This window comes from Nitrosomonas sp. Nm58, assembly GCF_900107335.1.
Lineage (GTDB): Bacteria > Pseudomonadota > Gammaproteobacteria > Burkholderiales > Nitrosomonadaceae > Nitrosomonas.
This window is the reverse complement of sequence record NZ_FNPQ01000001.1, coordinates 354,748-372,797: the sequence shown is the minus strand read 5'-3', so window position 1 is coordinate 372,797 and position 18,050 is coordinate 354,748. Positions and strand designations below refer to the sequence as shown.

Below are 18,050 nucleotides of genomic sequence, written 5' to 3'. Positions count from 1 at the left end.
GCGCTGAAAAACTTGGTATGCAACTCGTTCCCGCTCCTCAATCAACTTAAAAAATCATTCAACTAATCATGTGGATATATTGTGTTTCTTGAGAGATTTTCTGATTACTAAAGCTGCGTTATCTAAAAAAAACGACACATTGAGTTCAGAACAAGGGGTCTTCAGTTTTTCAATGCGCAGATCCATTTGCCATATAGTCGGTCGGCAACGGTATTCAGTATTGATACTCGGGACGCTAGATTCGCTTGCATTGTCTCAGTTGACTGGACTGCGGGACTCGTCAAGTTCTGTGCAATTTCTGCAGCATTGACTTTACTCCAGCTGCGCACCATGTCTTCTGTCATCTCCACATGACACTGCATCCCCAAATGGATTCCCAATGCAAACGCCTGATTTTTGCAGTAAGCGCTGGAAAGCAGTAATATTGCCCCAGCAGGCAAAGAAAATGTTTCCCCATGCCAGTGAAATGATTCAAATTCCTTTAAATCCCCTAGCCACTCATAGGCAACCGGATTATCTGTCACGTTAACGTTTCCCCAGCCCAATTCCTTAATAGGACCAGCCTCAACAATACCTCCTAACGCCTTGGACATGAGTTGTCCACCCAGACAATGCCCCAATACAGGCACATCATTAGCTACCGCTTGCTTGATCAGGACAAGCACAGGTTCAATCCAGGGCAAATTATCATTGACACTCATGGGACCTCCCATCAAAACCAAACCACTAAATAGATTAATATCCGCAGGAAGACACTCTCCTTGATCGACGCTGATTAGCTGCCAGGGAATATGATTGTTATCGAGAAATGTGGCAAAATAGCCAGGTCCTTCGATAGGAAAAAATCTGAAAATTGCAACTGGTTTCATGGCAATAACCTTTCTGGTGATAACAAATCTCTTACTGCTAATTGTAGCTTTTTTCCATTGACTCCTTTCTTCTGACTGTACTTTTAAATGCTTTTGTATAAGGAAATAAGTACGTTCACTTTCTTCAAACTCAATTTAATCGATTGTCATTTGCCTTTAGAAGTATGGCTACATGACGCTATAATCAGGTTAACAGATCAAGAGGAACAACACTCTGTTTCTCCATTCTTTGAAATCAACAGTTATGACAATAAAAAATAATACGTTCTCTGATCTGGTTCGTTTAGAGCAATTGCGCCACATTGAAACGAGCAAAGCAGAAGCACTGTCATACACAAGTATCGCTGAGATGGAAACTCATGCCGCCACTGATTTCAATTACACTGTTCTTCTAAAACGACTAACAATCCGTGCTCGGCATCTGATTCAGGACAATGCGCTAGCGACAACATTACAACACCCCCAAAAACTATTTATACGTGCCAGCCGAGCAAGTTTGATCGTCGCTGCGATTCTGGGCGCATTAGCAGCAGCTAATGCGGTAGGCGAATCCTCAACGTTGAACATATACTGGTTATTAGCAGTTTTACTCGGCTTCAATTTGATTTCCATCATGCTATGGATGACAGGCATTTCATTCAATTTACAAGGATTGAGCGCAGGAGTCATCGCTCAGCTGATCTGCTGGTTGCCCTATCGTCACAAGGAAAAGGAAAGTGACTCGATTTCTTCACTTGCAGCACGTGGCTGGTGGGAGACCTGTTTGACTGGTGCGGTCGGCAAATGGCGGATCAGCGTGCTCACTCATCAATTCTGGCTGACTTATCTGGCGACTGGTATGGCCTTATTGATACTGCTTATGATGGCGAAGCAATACGACTTTATTTGGGGAACTACATTGCTGCCAGAAAGTAGCCTGCCCGAACTGACTCAATTGCTGAGCAAGCCCATGGAATTTTTTGGATTGATTCCCCCGGATAGCTACCAGATTGCGGCAAGCCGAGTGGGTGCGGCTATACAAGATGCAGAAACAAGAAGCGCATGGGCCAAATTTTTGTTAGGTGCCTTATTACTCTATGGTATTCTGCCTCGCCTGGCATTACTGCTGGTTTCTGTGTTAATGCAAAAACTGGTTGAGCATCGTTTCAAGCTGGATCTTTATTTACCTTACTATATTACTTTACGGCAACGCTTAATGGCGCACGAATTCGAGTCGAGCGTCATTGATGCAGATCCCCAAATAGTCATAGAAAAAACGATTACTGCTCCTCGAAAACTTGGCCGGGGAATACCGCAGAATGCACTCGCAATTGGCATTGAACTTGATGATCATATCATCTGGCCAAATGGTATGAGCTGTAGCAAAAACGTCATCGATCAGACATCATTTTCGGAAGCCGCTAAAGTAATCAAAAAATTTGATGGCTCGTTGTTGATTGGTGTGGCCGCTCATCGACTACCTGATCGAGGAGTGCAGCGTACTATCAGGGAGCTGATCGCCAATACCTCGGGGGAAGTCTGGCTGATTTTATTGCGCAGTCGCGCAGCCATTCCCGTTGCAGACACACGTAAACTCGCATGGTTTAGAATGGCTGAGGCATGCGCCATCTCTGCTGAACACGTTATCACTCAATAACTATGAAAGTAGCAAACGAGGCATCACTCCAGGATATTTACTCATTGCTGAATATTGCAGTTGTGGGTCACACCAATACGGGCAAGACCTCGCTGATTCGTACCATGTTGCGAAGCACTCAATTTGGCAAAATTGAAGATGGCGCAGGAACCACTCGTCATGTTGAACGTGCAACTATTTTTGCTGGTAATGAAGCCATACTTAATTTACATGACACCCCGGGCATCGAAGATTCTCATGCGCTATCGAGGCAACTTAAATCAATCAGCTCTCAGCATAAATCACTTTCAGCAGCTGAAATATTGGAAAAGTTCATCTCAACCACACCGATCGATGATCCGTTAGAGCAAGAAGCCAAGGTAATTAGGCAAGTATTACGCAGTGATGTATTGCTGTACGTTATCGATGTGCGTGAGCCTGTATTGGAGAAGTATCTGATTGAGATCGAGATACTCAGCAAAGCAATGAAACCCATCATCCCGATCTTCAATTTCATTGCTGAACATACAGAAGAGCTCGCCATCTGGCGCAAAAAGCTGGCCGCTTTTAATATTCATGCCTCGCTAGAATTCGACACTGTTGCGTTTTCCTTTGAAGCTGAGAAGCGGTTGTATCAGAAAATACAAAGTCTGGTGGAGCTACACTATGACAGATTGCAAAAACTCATCAACTATCGGGCTAAGGTATGGGATCAACTTTGCCTATCAGCCGCCAAGCGCATCGTTGATCTGATTGTGTCTATTGCCTGCTATCGTGAGAGCAAATGTAGTCAGAGCGATAACACTGTAAATTTAGCCGCTGCTCAAAAATTAAAGGACTTCGTAAGAAAAGCTGAGCAAAGTTGTTTGGGGGATTTGCTAGCCATTTTTAATTTCTCAGAAAAAGACATCGCTCTCCAAAAAATCCCTGTCAGTAATGGCCGATGGCAGCTTGATATATTCGCTCCCGGCGTACTCAAGTCATATGGTCTTGATGTTGGGAGTGCTGCGCTCAAAGGTGCTGCAGCAGGAGCAGGAATCGATTTGATGGTAGGCGGACTAAGTTTAGGTGCAGCCAGCGCCCTAGGTGCGATCGCGGGCACTGGCTGGTCAACATTCAAACGCTATGGCAAGGAGATCAAAGCAAAAATTCAAGGCACGCAATGGTTGTGTGTAGATGAAAACACGCTACAAATACTCTATCTACGCCAGTATCAATTGCTGGCAAAACTGATGCATCGTGGTCATGCTGCTTACCATGCAGACCAGATCGATACTGCCACCATCTCCGCTTCAGGAGAATTACCTCATGATTGGCCTGATATTATCAGCATTCTTCAGCAAAACCCTGTATGGTATAAGCCTTCTACTTCTCGGAATCAAAATCCACAATATCAAGATATTGAATCTAAGCTGATCAAAGCACTACTAGGTAACGACCCAAACCATCTTGAGCCTGTAAAAATGTAAAAAAACCTGCGACGAACAGTCTTCCGAGAAGATGGCGGATTCGAACACAGCAATGCGTTTTGGTCATACTACATATCAAACAAATAAACCGAAGACACGAGACTGCTCAATGCAGGCATCAGGATCCACAACAGATTTATTCACAAACTTTCATTTCTTGTGCTGCACCAGCACAGGGTAAAGTAAATTGATCTCGTGAATCTCTCGTTTGGAACCTGCTGGAGAATACATGCTGTAAGTGGATAGCTCAGACGGCCGGATATAACCTACGATTTTTTCAAGATCTGAGAGACGAGCACCCTGTCTAACTAGATAAGCAATATAGGTATAACGAAGCGAAGCTGCCGAAATGTCATCTGCAACTGACATCCCTGCATCGACAATGGCGCAAGTCAATAATGCTGCCAGATCATCCTGGGTAAGCGCCTGTCCGGATGGACTCACTAGACAATACCCTACATCAAGGTACAGTGTTTTTAGCAAAGGATTTAATGGAATCTTCCTAGGAGAGGTGCCGCTAATTACCAGCTCATCATTCTCAAGATCGATATTCACAGCTTGCAGGGCAGCAATCTCCTCCAAGGTTAGTCCACTCAATAACAATGCCACCAGCTGCTGCTCTTTTTTATTTGCGGTCCTGAGAAGCGCATCGATCCGTCCAGGGGATACTTCCGTTGTTAGGGGACGCTTGAGCGCATATTGATGTGATTGCGCCAGGGTTTCTCGCGAAAACTGCAATCGATCAATCGCTTCGCGGGAAGAGTCTTCATTACCGTATACATGAATGCCTGACAGGTTGATCGCTAGTTTTGCCCGTTCTCTACGAGTTAGAAATTCGACCATCCACACACAAAAAAGAGCAAATAATAACGAACCCACAATGGCAATAATCGCATCTCGTCGATAATCCGGTCTAATGGGGTTATGCGGCAAGAATGCCCATTCAACAACATTGACTTGAGGATACTTGCCAGCATACTTGGTTTCAATTTGCACTAATCGTTCCTGTGCTTCACGAAAAAGTTTCTCCATTCCCTCAAGGTCATTCTTCAGCGCTTCATGTTCAGCAAATCGTGCTGTGAACTCAGCCGCTTTTCTTCTATGCTCTTCAAGTTGCTCACGGACAGCTTGGGTTGTTTGTCTAGCCGCCGCATACTCTTGCTCTGCTTCGGAAATAACAATATCCTGGCCTGTTTTACGCATACGCTCTATTTCTGCTTGCAAATTAGCCAATTTTTCTGGAATGACCTTCAAAGAGGGGGTTAATGCCATGTATTCGCGAGTAAAACGCCTGTCTAGCTCCTCCAATTCTTCTCGCAGCTCCTGGGCGCGATTTTCAAGCAAACTGAGCGTCCGCGTATCTTCCTTGGGAACAACTGTCTGACCTCGGGAAATTGCTTTCTTGATCGAGTCGAGCTTCGCTTTTGCCTTGACCTCTTCTTCACTTGCTTTATTCAATGAATCATTCAGTCCTTTTAATCGCGCTAATGCCTCATTTTCTTCGCGCCCTGAAGAAAGGATATTGTTGTTTTCCCTGAATTGCTCTAGTTCAGCACGCTTTAGATCAATTTTTTCGGATAATCCTGCCAGTTCAGCTTGAAGCATCTGAGCTGTGGTACCCATGGATCTGGAGATTTCTTCAGCTCTTGCTTGAAGATAAACATCTATCCAAGTGTTGATGAGCGCTGGAAGAATATCGGGCTCAGATCCTTCAGCAACCATCTCTACTAAATTAGTATTGACTACAGATCTTACATCCAGCATGTTACGAATGTCTGCAACGGTTAAATTACTGGCATTACCTTTAAGATCGTGATGTGATTGGAGTCGTTTTGCTGTTTCAGCTAGCAATTCCGCTCCAAAAAGTATCTGCTTCTGAATAGCAACATGTTGGATATCAGCATCACTGCTTCTTTGATCAATAGCCGTTTCAGCTACCGTTAGCAAGGTAGCGTAACTAAGATAAATCGCTGGGCGGCTAAACACATAGCTCAACGTAATTAAGGCGCAGACTGGGAATGCAATGATAAAAATTATTAGTCTCTTTGACCCTAACCACGGCGGCCGATCCGGAGAAGGGAGTGCATGCTCATTTCCAGCCGGGGTGATGTCTATTTGCGGGGTACGATATTGCATGATGGATATCCCTCTCCTGATTTGACTATTAACAGAATAAACTTTTAATCACTAGCTCTCTTATCCTTGTTACTGCGAATGTCATAACCTTAGCCACTATTTCTAAGCCCCGCTGCGACGCCATTGATCGTAAGATGAATGGCGCGATGTACTTGCTCTACATCATCGCCTGCACGATAACGGCGCAGCAATTCAATTTGCAAATGATTAAGCGGATCGATATAAGGCGAACGAATACGAATGCTACGTGACAAAGTAGGATTCTCCTGCAGCAACTCGGTGTGATCCGTTATTGCAAACAACCATTTTATGCTACGCTCCCACTCTGTCTGGATACGCCCAAAAATCTGCTCCCGCAGTGTAATGTCGGTAACCAATTCAGCGTATCGTGAAGCAATGCCCATATCGGTTTTTGCCAATACCATGTCCATGTTCGACAACAATGTTTGCATGAATGGCCAATTGCGATACATTTCCTGCAGCAATGCTAATCCTTTTGCTTCAAGTTGCTCTTGCTGAACAAATGCTTCAACCGCCGAGCCAAAACCATACCATCCGGGAAGCATCGTGCGATTGAGACTCCAGCTGAACACCCATGGTATGGCACGTAAGTCTTCAATCCGGTCAGAAGGTTTACGGGAGGTAGGCCGGCTGCCGATATGCAATCCAGCAATCTCCCGAATCGGAGTGGATTCCTGGAAAAATTGCTTGAAACCCGGCGTTTCATATACCAGATTCCGATAGACAGCAAATGCATGGGATGAGAGTGTTTCCATCACTTGACAATAGCGGGGCGCATTTTCCTGAATGACATCCTGGCTCAGTAATGTCGCCTCAATCGTTGCGGCGACCAGCGTTTCAAGGTTGCGCCGGCCTATTTCAGGATCCGTATATTTGCTCGCCACCACCTCGCCTTGTTCAGTCAACCGTATCTGCCCATTAACGCTTTTCGGTGGCTGCGCCAAGATCCCCTGATAGCTAGGACCTCCACCTCTTCCCACAGTGCCGCCCCGTCCGTGAAACAAGCGTAGTTCCACCTTATGCTTGGCAAACACTTTCGTCAACTCGATTTCAGCTTTGTATATTTCCCAGTTGGATGTAAGAAAACCGCCATCCTTGTTGCTATCCGAATAACCGAGCATCACTTCCTGCACATTCCCGCGAGAATCCAACAGCTTGCGGTAGTATGGCAATGAAAATAATTCATCCATGATACTGCTGCAACTGTGCAAATCTTCGATGGTTTCAAACAGAGGAATAATATTGAGACCCAGCTGCGGCTTCTCGCCAGCCTGGAGTAAACCAACCTCTTTTAATAATAACGCTACCTCCAGCACATTGACGACGCCCGTGGCCATGGAAATAATATAATTCGGCAGCGCGGCGTGACCAAAACGGCGCTGGATTTCTGCTGCCATCTGCAAAATCCGCAACTCGCCTTGTGTTGCATCAGAGTAACTTAAATAGGGTGAATGAAGTAGCCGCAAGCTGCAAATTTCCGCTAATAACCATTCCTTACGTTCAGCGGTCGACAGCTCGAGATAATTATTCCGATGCGTGCCTCGCGCAAATAACTCTGCAATAACCTGCTCATGCACTTTGCTATGCTGCCGCATATCTAGCGGCGCCAGGTGGAATCCAAACACGTCGGCAGCCCGATGCAGATTCCGCAACGCTCCCCGCGCCAACCAATCCGATTTATGCTGCTTGAGTGAATTGATCACGGTATCAAGATCATGAACAAACTCTGCGCTATCTGCATAAGGTTCCGTTGGATCAACTTGCTGCCGTTGCATCACTGCAAGCCCAAGCCGTTGACTGGTTGCAGCTAGCCGCGCATAAATACCAAGAAAGGCTCGCCGATAGGGCTCATCGATGCGACTGGCAGGAATATCCGGCGAGGTCGCCGCTAATTGCTCAAGTTCGTCAGTTACGTTGATCAGACGCTCAGCCAAGCTCATGGTTCGCCCAATCTTGGTAACCTCGTCCATATAAAAATCCAATACCAGCGCTGCATGGCGCTCTGCTGCATGCAACATGACCTGATGCGTCACAAACGGGTTTCCGTCGCGATCTCCACCTATCCAACTTCCAATACGCAGAAAAGATGCGACACGAGGAGCATTTCCCTTCATATGTCGCTCAAGCAAATCCTCGATCTTTGCATAAATATAAGGCACCTGACTCAGGAAGGTGTAGCTGTAGTAAATTAGGCCATTCTCGATTTCATCATGAACGGTAAGGCGTACTGATCGTAGCATGCGGGTTTGCCATAAAATCTGAATGGCAGCACGCAACGCTTCTTCATTGTGGCGCAATTCGTTAGGAGTAAGCTGGATACGATCGCGTTCTTGCAATAAACGCTGAATAGTCAACTGACAATCAAGTATGCTTCTCCTCTGAACCTCTGTAGGATGAGCCGTCAATACCGGCGACACCATTGCTTTAGCAAAAAAATTACTCAAGTGAGCGTTATCTATGTCACTTGCCAGCACACGTTCCAGCGCCAGAGTGACACTACCAGGTTGGGGTGAAGATCCTTGACGCAAATGAGCACGCCGGCGACGGTTATGGTGTAGATCTTCCGCAATATTGGAAAGCAGTGAAAAGTAACTAAATGCACGAACCACGGCAATAGTGGCCTTATTGCTTAATCGATTCAGAATCGCGTCAAGCTCCTGCCGCGCTTTAGGATCCTGCTCACGACGAAAGCGCACTGCCGTTTGACGAATGGTTTCGACCAATTCAAACGCCGCGTCTCCTTCCTGCTCCCGTAAAGTATCCCCCAGCATGCGTCCAAGCATACGAATGTCATCACGTAAAGGCTTATCCTTTTCCTCACCCACACTATTGTCAGAATAATCGCTTACGCCGGCGTCGGAACTCATCTCAATATCTCTCCCCTCTAATAAAACCCTGGTTATTCATGCATGCTATAAGCCATATTATAGTCAGCCATGCTAAAATGATTAGTATTTGAAAGTTTTGCAATCTTTTCATATTAAGATCAATGTCAAATTCATCTACCCCTTCTTCTAAAATTACCATTGCTTCACGGGAAAGTCTTCTTGCCATGTGGCAAGCAAATTTTATTCGGGAGCAGTTATACGAATTATACCCGCAAACCGAAATCAACATACTTGGCATGACCACACAAGGTGATCAAATTCTTGATATCTCTCTCTCAAAAATTGGAGGCAAAGGATTATTTATCAAGGAACTCGAACAAGCACTGGAAGATGGTCGTGCAGATATTGCAGTTCACTCCATGAAAGATGTGCCGATGAACATGCCACCAGGGTTCATGCTGGCTGCCATCACTGAACGCGAAGATCCTCGTGACGCTTTTGTTTCAAATCAGTATGCTCAACTTGATGAATTACCAGCCGGCAGCATAATTGGAACTTCCAGCCTAAGGCGCGAATCTCAATTGCGTGCACGTTTTCCGCATCTGCAAGTGCGGCCCTTGCGCGGGAACGTTCAAACACGACTACGGAAACTGGATGAGGGCCAGTTCGCTGCCATCATTCTGGCTGCAGCTGGACTAAAACGTCTGGGGCTGACTTACCGGATTACCTCACTACTCGAACCTGAAGTCAGCTTGCCTGCAGTAGGACAAGGCGCGCTCGGCATAGAATGCCGTAACGACCGAGCTGACCTGGCATTACTAATGCAACCATTACATCATGCCGAGACAGCATATTGCGTTGAAGCAGAGCGGGCGATGAGCCGCATACTGGGGGGAAGCTGCCAAGTGCCGCTAGGAGGATTTGCAGGAATCACAGATGGTGTACTCACTTTACGTGGTTTTGTAGCCAATCCCGATGGAACAAAAATGATCAGCGATGAATTATGCGGTAAACCGGAAGCAGGTGTTGCCCTTGGACAGCAATTGGCACAGAACCTGAAGGCACAAGGCGCTGATGAAATTTTAGCTACCCTAGCACAATCTCGTGATTAAAGGTGCAACTTGTCTGAAACGCTACCACTTTCAGGATTATATGTTTTAGTCACACGTCCGGCACATCAAGCCACCTATCTGGTTAATAAAATTAAGGAAATGGGTGGCAACCCGATACTACTTCCCGTCCTGGAAATATCGGATACAAAGGATCCCCAGCCACTTCTAGAAGCTATTGACCGCCTCACTGAGTTTGACCTGGCCATTTTTGTCAGCCCAAACGCTGTGGATAAAGCAATGCACCTGATCCAGGCCAGCAGAACATTACCACCCAACCTGAAAATCGCCGTGGTAGGAGAAGGAAGCGCTAACAAGCTCAGACAGTATGGCGTAAACGACATTATTGTACCTACCCATCGCCATGACAGTGAAGCCTTGCTCGAGATGGCGGAATTACAGCAGGTACTGAATAAACACATTATTATTTTTCGTGGGAACAAGGGGCGAAGATTATTAGGTGATACATTAGTTCAACGAGGCGCTCGATTAGAATACATCGAATGCTATCGTCGCGATAAGCCTAAAACAGACACCTCCTTACTGTTAAATCACTGGTCAAGTAGTGCTTTACATGCTGTCACAATAACAAGCAGTGAAGGGCTGCATAATTTATTTGACATGGTGGGTAAAGTTGGCCAACAATTACTAAAAGAAACGCCTTTGTTTACTGCTCATGAACGAATCGCTCATGTCGCAAAAGAACTTGGGCTTACAAACGTGCATGTTACTGCCGCTGGAGATGATGGATTAGTACAGGGATTGCTGGAATATTTTCTGTCAATTAGAAATCAAACATAGCTTCTCGAAAATCATGAATAGAGAGATTAAAACGGCTCCACCAGAATCATCATACCGAATCACATCTGTCCTATTTTTTATTATTTTTATAACAATTGCTATCTTGGCAGGGCAATGGGTGGATAGGCGGGACCACATCACCGGTATTCAACGATCCATAGCTGAATACATGGGCAATGTTGATTTTTTTGGCAAGAAACCACGTCAGCTTATTGCTGAAGTACAAGCAGCTAAGGAAAAAAACCAAAAGCAGTTTAATAAGCTGAGTGCTGAGGTTATTGCATCTCAAGATCAACAAGAAATGATAGAAAAACTCTTGAATCTGATTGAAAAGATTGATGCACTCCCCTTTGCAATGGATACTCATTTGATTAAAGTTGATTTTTCTCTGGAACAGCTCATACCACCACAAAATAATCGCTGGTATAAATTCATAAACGATGTTTGGCAAGATCTTCAACAATTTGTAATTGTTCAAAAGGTTGACAATCCAGGAATTGAGTTATTATCTCCTTCTCAGCGCAAGCTCTTACAAGAGAATATAAAACTACAGCTAGTATTGGCGCAATCTTCCCTTCTTTCCCATGATCAAACAAGCTTCCAGGAAAATCTAGAAACGGCGATAAATTGGATCAATCACCATTATGACAAACAGGCAGGGTCTGTCATTGACCTACTCAATCAATTAGATCAACTACATAGTTATACAATTGGTGAAGCAACGTCAAATGTTTCAAAACGTCTTGATACAGTGCGCAATTATCAGCTAATACAATGAGGAGAGGGTGAATGAAATTGGTGCTCTGGGTGTTAACTCTATTTGCTGCGGCAGTAGCTGTTGTGATCGCCGCCCAATATGACAATGGTTCTGTATTATTTGTAGTGCCGCCCTACAGAATTGAACTCACGATTAATATTTTCGCCGTTTTATTGATTGCTGCTTTCTTTATTTTCTATCTGTTACTCAGGCTTATTATAAAAGTATCTGGATTGAATAAACATTTAAACCAGAAGAAAATAAATGAAACAACACTCGCCGCTCTAAAAGCTTTCTTTGAAGAACAATATGATAAAGCTGAAAAAGCCGCTGCAGCAGTATTAAAACTAAAAAGCCCCCCTCTCATTAGCGCGATTAACGCTGCTATTGCGGCACGTGCAGCACATCAACAAGCAAATTACTCACAACGTGACAAATATCTAGATGCTTCAGAAGCAAAAGCCCCTCAGGAGAGAGCATTAAGGTTCATAACTCAAGCAGAGCTATTGCTTGAAGAGGGACGTCATGAAGAAGCCTTGAGCGCCTTACAGTCCCTTTATTCAGCGGGCGGACTACAAAGCACCGCTGTTCTTCAATTGGAGTTGAAAGCGCAACAGATGGCCCAAAACTGGGTTGCAGTCCTGGAGCTGACAGATATTCTTGAGAAACGCCATCCCTTTGATAAGACACTAATTGAACAAATCAAGCATCGCGCTCATTTAGAAAATATCAAGAAAAATGGATCGAATTTAGAATTACTTAATAGATATTGGAGCAATTTGTCTCCCGCAGAAAAACTCGATAGTAGATTAGCTGCAACTGCAGCTCGCGCTTATATGGCATTGAATGAGGTATCAATCGCTCAAAAAATTATCGAACAAAGTATTGATACCAGACCAGATCCCGAGCTAATTTCACTTTATGGAAAATGCTTAGATGGCAGTGTAAGTTGGCAAATTCAGCGAGCGGAAGGTTGGCTAAGAAAGCATCCCAATAATGCTGAATTATTACTAACACTAGGGAAATTATGCACCTACTGTGAATTATGGGGTAAGGCGCAGAACTATCTGGAAGCGAGCTTATCGATCGAGCCAAGCCGTGCCGCTCATCTTGCTTTAGCGCAATTATTCGAAAAGCTAGATAAACATGAACTAGCTGCGGATCATTATCAGCAAGGATTAGGAATCACATTAAAAAAATTAAATACTTAAATTTATATGACAGGAGGAGTATTGGTTGAAGGCGCAAATATATCAGAGAAGAAGCTATCTGCTGGCAGATTTCTTAGCTGTGTAAAATCTTGATAAGCCGCTCTAATCATGAGCGGTGAACCACATGCGTATACTTGATGATTTACCAAGCTCTCGAAATCCTCAAGGACAGCTTGATGAACCAATCCGGCTCTACCGATCCAGTTATCTGTAGGTAGTGCATTCGACAATACCGGAATGAAAGTAAAGTTTTTATGTTGTTGTTCCCACTTTTTTGCTAATTTCTCCAGATAAAGATCTGCCTTCGTACGTACTCCCCAGTAAAGCGTCATTTTTCTGTTATGCTCATGCATATTTTTAGTATAGAAAATATGCTCGAGCATGCTTTTTATAGGGGCAAAGCCAGTACCACTCGCAAGAAAAATGATCGGGATATCAACCGAGTTATTACGTAGCATAAAAGAGCCTAGTGGGCCTTCGAAACGAATAATATCCCTCTCTCTCATATGCGAGAAAACATGTTCCGAAAATACGCCCCCAGGATAGTTACGAGCATGGATCTGCAAAAACTCGTCATCGTGCGGTGCGTTTGCCAACGAGAAACTTCGACGCTTTCCATCTTTCAATAGAATATCGATGTATTGACCTGGCAGAAATTGTAATCGCTCGTTTGTAGGTAATTTCAAGTAAATGATCATTACATCGGGCGCAACACGTTCTAGTTTATGTACACGGCTTGGCATTATTCGGATTTTAATATCCCTGATAGCATCTACTTCACGGCATTCAATAACCAAATCAGATAACGGCTGAGCACAGCAGAATAGTGCTACGCCATGCTGCCTCTCGGCATCAGTGAGCGTTTCTTGATTATATCTGCCATAATCAACAATACCCTGTATGATTTTTCCCTTACATGCTCCACATGAGCCGTTACGACAACCATAAGGAAGTGAAAGCCCTTGCCGCAACGCAGCTCCAAGTATCGTTTCGTCAGGCTCTACAGTAAAAATATGATTACTCGGCTTAATAATGATTTGGTACGGCATTTTCTTGTGAGTAAACGAAAAACTATTGATAAAATAAGTAATAATGAAAAAAACGCTTTTGATTGTAGGATGTGGTAAGGTCGCCTTCCGTGTGGCGCCATTACTACATAAACGCTACCGGCTACTAGGTTTATGTCGAAAACCGGAAAATATCTGCAAGTTACGTGCCCACGCAATCACACCCATACTCGGTGATCTTGATCAGCCCGACAGTCTTGATAAACTAGCGGGAATCGCACACGCAGTACTCCATTTAGCCCCACCACCTAGTTATGGTTTAAAAGATCTACGTACGACCCATCTGTTAGCAGCTCTGACCCGAGGGACTTTAGTAAAAAGAAGAATACTACCACATCGGCTAATCTATATCAGTACCAGTGGAGTATATGGTGATTGCCAGGGTAGCTGGGTAAGTGAAAACCATCCACTCAACCCAACTAATGAACGCGCATGGCGACGCGTTAATGCGGAAAGTCAAATTAGAAATTGGGGGTTACGCAACGATGTGCAGGTTTCCATTCTCCGCGTGCCTGGAATTTATGCAGCTGATCGCCTGCCTCTTGCACGCCTAAGGCAACATACACCTGTACTTTCAGCAGATGAAGACAGTTATACCAACCATATCCACGCTGATGATCTTGCTCGCATCATTGCTGCCGCACTTCATCATGGAAAATCAGGTAGAGTCTACCACGCGAGTGATGATTCCCATTTAAAAATGGGTGACTATTTTGATCTTGTAGCTGATTACTTCGGTTTGCCACGCCCCCCAAGAATTCCGCGCTATCAAGCAAATAAATATATATCGCCTAACCTAATGTCATTTATGAATGAATCACGGCGCTTGACAAATAATCGCATTAAACAAGAGCTACGCATCAAACTACTTTATCCTACCGTCGCTATCGGTATCACTAAGACAATCCAACATGAATCTAACGAAGTGATGCTACTAGAGTAGAACGATTTAAGCGTTTGTTGTTTGGTAAATTACCAAATTTTGTCGAGGAGACTTTCCGGCTTGGCTGCTTATCCCGCAAAAATGCGCGTGTGTTTTTTCTAGCGTACGCACAGACATTCATCACGTCGCTCGCAGGCACGTAATCCTATGCAGCGGCGCGAAGCCGGATAGCAATATAACCCCCTTAGGCGCATGACCGCGATCATTACGATATAAGCGTTTACTTGCCGGGCAGGTGCAATGGTTGTGATCGTCAGCTAATTGAAAATTCGCAGCGATAAAACACGAAGCTTTCTTTTCCTGTTTAGCTTTATTCCATAATGGCTCATGCTTACTTTTGTAGGCAGCCTGACCAGCATAACGTTCATCATATTGACGGTAGCCGTTGTCGGGAAATGTACGCATCTATGTGTGCTAAATCTTTTACGTTGACTTCAGAGTGATAGCCTGCATCGGTTGCAATCGCAGTGACAGCGTTGCACAAAGATTCTGCAGCATTCACCCCCAGCCATTAAGAACGCCTGTTCAGAACCTGGGCCGTGGGCTTGCGCATCCCAGATGATTGGATGTCTCATCCACCGTACCCACACTATGCAGCCTTGGATTATGCCTTCGGCAAGTCTCGCCACAGGCACCCAACCCGCATTCGATACAACATACCTTCTATACTGTCATGCGCAAATTGCGCTTGTTATAAATGGCTTCTTGAAGCAGAATCTTCTCTAGCTTCGACCAGAACTTATCACTGAGCATCAGTCGGGGCATCGCAAACTCATTTTGTGGGTGGTGTAAAAATCTCTCAATATTAAGAGTTTACTTCGACTTATGAAATACTTACCTCAAAACGCCAACAGACCCTAGGGGAAAGAGGAAAACAAATTTTCTACAGCCTCAATGAACACTTACAGTGATGTAATTCGCTCTACGAATAGAAGTTAATCAGAATCATTCAAATTTAAATCTAAGCAAATCTATAACAATTGTCGTTATAACCCAATATCGAATCAATCCATTTCTGGCGCTACTTTTAATGAAATTAGTAAGCGCATCAGCTCTTAAAATATTGTGGAAATATTAATAAAATTGGGTTAACAAGGAGTTGTTATGTCAACTGTGGCGGCACGTTCAGATAAGAAAATCAAGGAAATTAGTTTCTCATGGGAAGGCAAAGACCGATTTGGCAAAGTGGTTAAAGGGGAGATGCGAGCAGCAGGTGCCGTCGTCGTCACATCTGCACTGCGCCGTCAAGGCATCCGCGCCACTAAAGTTACCAAAACCAAATCAAATGGAACAATCAGTGACAAAGACATTACTTTATTTACGCGTCAACTCGCCACCATGATGAAATCTGGCGTTCCCCTGTTACAGGCTTTTGATATCGTAGGTAAGGGACACAGTAACCGTGCGGTTGGCAAACTGTTGATGGATATAAAAATGGATGTTGAAACCGGGAATAGTCTAGCAAATGCATTTCGAAAATACCCGCTCTACTTTGACTCCCTGTTTTGTAACCTTGTTGCGGCAGGTGAAGCAGCCGGTATTCTTGACAACTTGCTGGATCGCTTAGCGACTTATAAGGAAAAAATTCAGGCGATCAAGAGAAAAATCAAATCTGCATTGTTTTATCCCATATCAATTATTGTTGTTGCTTTTATCATTACAGCAGTTATCATGATTTTCGTCATTCCTGCGTTCAAAGAATTATTTCATAGTTTTGGAGCGGATCTCCCAGTCCCAACGCTGATGGTCATGGCTATCTCGGATTTCTTTGTCGATTACTGGTGGGCAATTTTTGGTGGGATAGGGCTTAGCCTTTATGCATTCTTTTATGCATGGAAGCGTTCAAATACTATGCAACGGATCATGGACCAACTTGTCTTGAAATTACCTATTTTTGGGAATGTTATCAGGAAAGCCACCGTTGCACGCTGGTCTCGCACACTTTCTACCATGTTTGCTGCAGGTGTCCCATTGGTTGAAGCATTGGATTCAGTCGCTGGCGCTGCAGGAAACCATGTTTATTTTGATGCCACTAAAAATATTCAGGTAGAAGTTATTACGGGAAGTAGTCTGGTAGATGCGATGACAAAAACAAACGTGTTTTCCAATATGGTTCTACAAATGGTAGCGATAGGAGAAGAATCTGGCTCACTGGATTCCATGTTAAGCAAGATCGCTGATTTCTTTGAAGCAGAAGTAGATAATGCAGTGGAAGCCCTCTCAAGTTTGATGGAACCGATTATCATGGTAGTTCTTGGCACACTCATCGGAGGGATGGTTATCGCAATGTACTTACCTATCTTCAAAATGGGCCAGGTTGTTGGCTAGTTCCTGGCATAGAACTCATCTCTTAAACAATATATGACACTGATCGATTCTCTTCAGAATACACCCGCTCTTTTCATTACTTTCAGCGCCATCATTGGAATAATGATAGGAAGCTTCTTAAATGTAGTCATTCATCGACTACCCAAAATGATGGAACGGGCATGGCACCAGCAATGCGCTGAATTACACGGAGGAACCACTCATAATTTACCAGCATTCAATCTTGTGACCCCTCGCTCCATTTGTCCTCAGTGTGGACATAGAATTTCCGTGCTCGAAAATATTCCTGTTATCAGTTATCTATTCCTTCGAGGATACTGTTCTCAATGCCATACGCGTATTTCCCTTCGCTATCCCATCGTTGAAGTACTGACGGGCACGATGAGCGGCTTCACCGCATGGCATTTCGGATTCGGCCTGCCTGCTATCGCTACCTTGATCTTTATTTGGGCAATGATTGCGCTTACCTTCATTGATCTCGACATGCAATTATTACCGGATGCTATTACATTACCTTTACTCTGGATTGGGCTTTTATTTAATTTGGGTAACGGTTTTATTGATATTCGATCAGCTATCATCGGTTCAGTTGCCGGCTACCTTATTCTGTGGACAGTTTATTGGTGCTTCAAATTCATTACCGGGAAAGAAGGTATGGGCTACGGTGATTTCAAGCTACTTGCTGCAATTGGCGCGTGGCTAGGCTGGCAGATGCTGCCATTAGTCATTCTGTTTTCCTCGTTTGTGGGAGGAATAATAGGTATCTTCTTGATAATTCTTAAAAAGCACCAGAGAAGCACCACGATCCCGTTTGGCCCCTATCTTGCCGGAGGAGGCCTAATCGCCTTATTCTGGGGAAATAAGATCAACCACGCGTATCTTGGCTTATTTTAGTG

General features: G+C 44.4%; 14 protein-coding genes and 1 pseudogene. 9 read left to right on the top strand and 6 right to left on the bottom strand.

The genetic code is table 11. From position 1 onward, the window contains the following. Window positions 1–161: 161 nt before the first annotated feature. Window positions 162–869, bottom strand: coding sequence for a type 1 glutamine amidotransferase (locus BLW34_RS01670; RefSeq protein ID WP_090574691.1), 708 nt, complete (start codon window positions 867–869; stop codon window positions 162–164). Between the two features lie 244 nt (window positions 870–1,113). Here BLW34_RS01670 and BLW34_RS01665 point away from each other — a divergent pair, with 244 nt between their 5' ends. Together BLW34_RS01665 and BLW34_RS01660 are read left to right on the top strand one after the other, a co-directional pair. After that, window positions 1,114–2,505 carry a DUF2868 domain-containing protein gene (locus tag BLW34_RS01665; protein WP_090574687.1) on the top strand — a complete coding sequence of 464 codons (1,392 nt, stop codon included), beginning with the start codon at window positions 1,114–1,116 and terminating at the stop codon, window positions 2,503–2,505. A gap of 2 nt (window positions 2,506–2,507) precedes the next feature. Then, window positions 2,508–3,953: a DUF3482 domain-containing protein gene (locus BLW34_RS01660; protein ID WP_090574685.1), complete on the top strand. Its 1,446-nt coding sequence runs from the start codon at window positions 2,508–2,510 to the stop codon at window positions 3,951–3,953. 150 nt (window positions 3,954–4,103) lie between these two features. On the opposite strand, the gene BLW34_RS01655 is transcribed toward BLW34_RS01660, so the two are convergent. Further along, window positions 4,104–6,089, bottom strand: a complete 1,986-nt coding sequence (locus BLW34_RS01655; protein ID WP_090574682.1) for a GumC family protein — start codon at window positions 6,087–6,089, stop codon at window positions 4,104–4,106. Between the two features lie 89 nt (window positions 6,090–6,178). Further along, window positions 6,179–8,977: a phosphoenolpyruvate carboxylase gene (ppc, locus tag BLW34_RS01650; RefSeq protein ID WP_090574679.1), complete on the bottom strand. Its 2,799-nt coding sequence runs from the start codon at window positions 8,975–8,977 to the stop codon at window positions 6,179–6,181. Window positions 8,978–9,099: 122 nt separating this feature from the next. On the opposite strand from ppc, the gene hemC reads away from it, so the two are divergent. From hemC to BLW34_RS01630, 4 genes are read left to right on the top strand one after another with little or no spacing between them, the layout of a single operon-like run. Then, the gene (gene hemC, locus BLW34_RS01645) at window positions 9,100–10,050 is read left to right on the top strand and encodes a hydroxymethylbilane synthase (RefSeq protein ID WP_090574676.1); all 951 of its coding nucleotides are present in this window, start codon (window positions 9,100–9,102) and stop codon (window positions 10,048–10,050) included. A gap of 9 nt (window positions 10,051–10,059) precedes the next feature. Beyond that, entirely contained in the window at window positions 10,060–10,848 is a 789-nt protein-coding gene (locus BLW34_RS01640; RefSeq protein ID WP_256203521.1) for a uroporphyrinogen-III synthase, read from the top strand. A 13-nt stretch (window positions 10,849–10,861) separates the two neighbouring features. After that, window positions 10,862–11,626 (top strand): uroporphyrinogen-III C-methyltransferase, encoded by a 765-nt coding sequence (locus tag BLW34_RS01635; protein ID WP_090574673.1) that lies wholly within the window; start codon window positions 10,862–10,864, stop codon window positions 11,624–11,626. An 11-nt stretch (window positions 11,627–11,637) separates the two neighbouring features. Continuing rightward, window positions 11,638–12,816, top strand: coding sequence for a heme biosynthesis HemY N-terminal domain-containing protein (locus BLW34_RS01630; protein WP_090574670.1), 1,179 nt, complete (start codon window positions 11,638–11,640; stop codon window positions 12,814–12,816). Between the two features lie 2 nt (window positions 12,817–12,818). On the opposite strand, the gene BLW34_RS01625 is transcribed toward BLW34_RS01630, so the two are convergent. Beyond that, the gene (locus BLW34_RS01625; protein ID WP_090574669.1) at window positions 12,819–13,865 is read right to left on the bottom strand and encodes a CDP-6-deoxy-delta-3,4-glucoseen reductase; all 1,047 of its coding nucleotides are present in this window, start codon (window positions 13,863–13,865) and stop codon (window positions 12,819–12,821) included. Between the two features lie 43 nt (window positions 13,866–13,908). Between BLW34_RS01625 and BLW34_RS01620 the strand changes: the two genes are divergently transcribed. Then, complete coding sequence (locus BLW34_RS01620; RefSeq protein ID WP_090574666.1) at window positions 13,909–14,826, top strand: SDR family oxidoreductase; 918 nt, start codon at window positions 13,909–13,911, stop codon at window positions 14,824–14,826. A 120-nt stretch (window positions 14,827–14,946) separates the two neighbouring features. On the opposite strand, the gene BLW34_RS01615 is transcribed toward BLW34_RS01620, so the two are convergent. Next, entirely contained in the window at window positions 14,947–15,231 is a 285-nt protein-coding gene (locus tag BLW34_RS01615) for a hypothetical protein (protein WP_090574663.1), read from the bottom strand. Between the two features lie 202 nt (window positions 15,232–15,433). Continuing rightward, a pseudogene (locus tag BLW34_RS01610) lies at window positions 15,434–15,591 on the bottom strand (transposase); the annotation flags it as partial. Between the two features lie 339 nt (window positions 15,592–15,930). Between BLW34_RS01610 and BLW34_RS01605 the strand changes: the two are divergent. Both BLW34_RS01605 and BLW34_RS01600 read left to right on the top strand, forming a co-directional pair. Beyond that, window positions 15,931–17,154: a type II secretion system F family protein gene (locus BLW34_RS01605; protein WP_177165913.1), complete on the top strand. Its 1,224-nt coding sequence runs from the start codon at window positions 15,931–15,933 to the stop codon at window positions 17,152–17,154. A gap of 33 nt (window positions 17,155–17,187) precedes the next feature. After that, window positions 17,188–18,048 (top strand): prepilin peptidase, encoded by an 861-nt coding sequence (locus tag BLW34_RS01600; RefSeq protein ID WP_177165912.1) that lies wholly within the window; start codon window positions 17,188–17,190, stop codon window positions 18,046–18,048. Window positions 18,049–18,050: the final 2 nt, after the last annotated feature.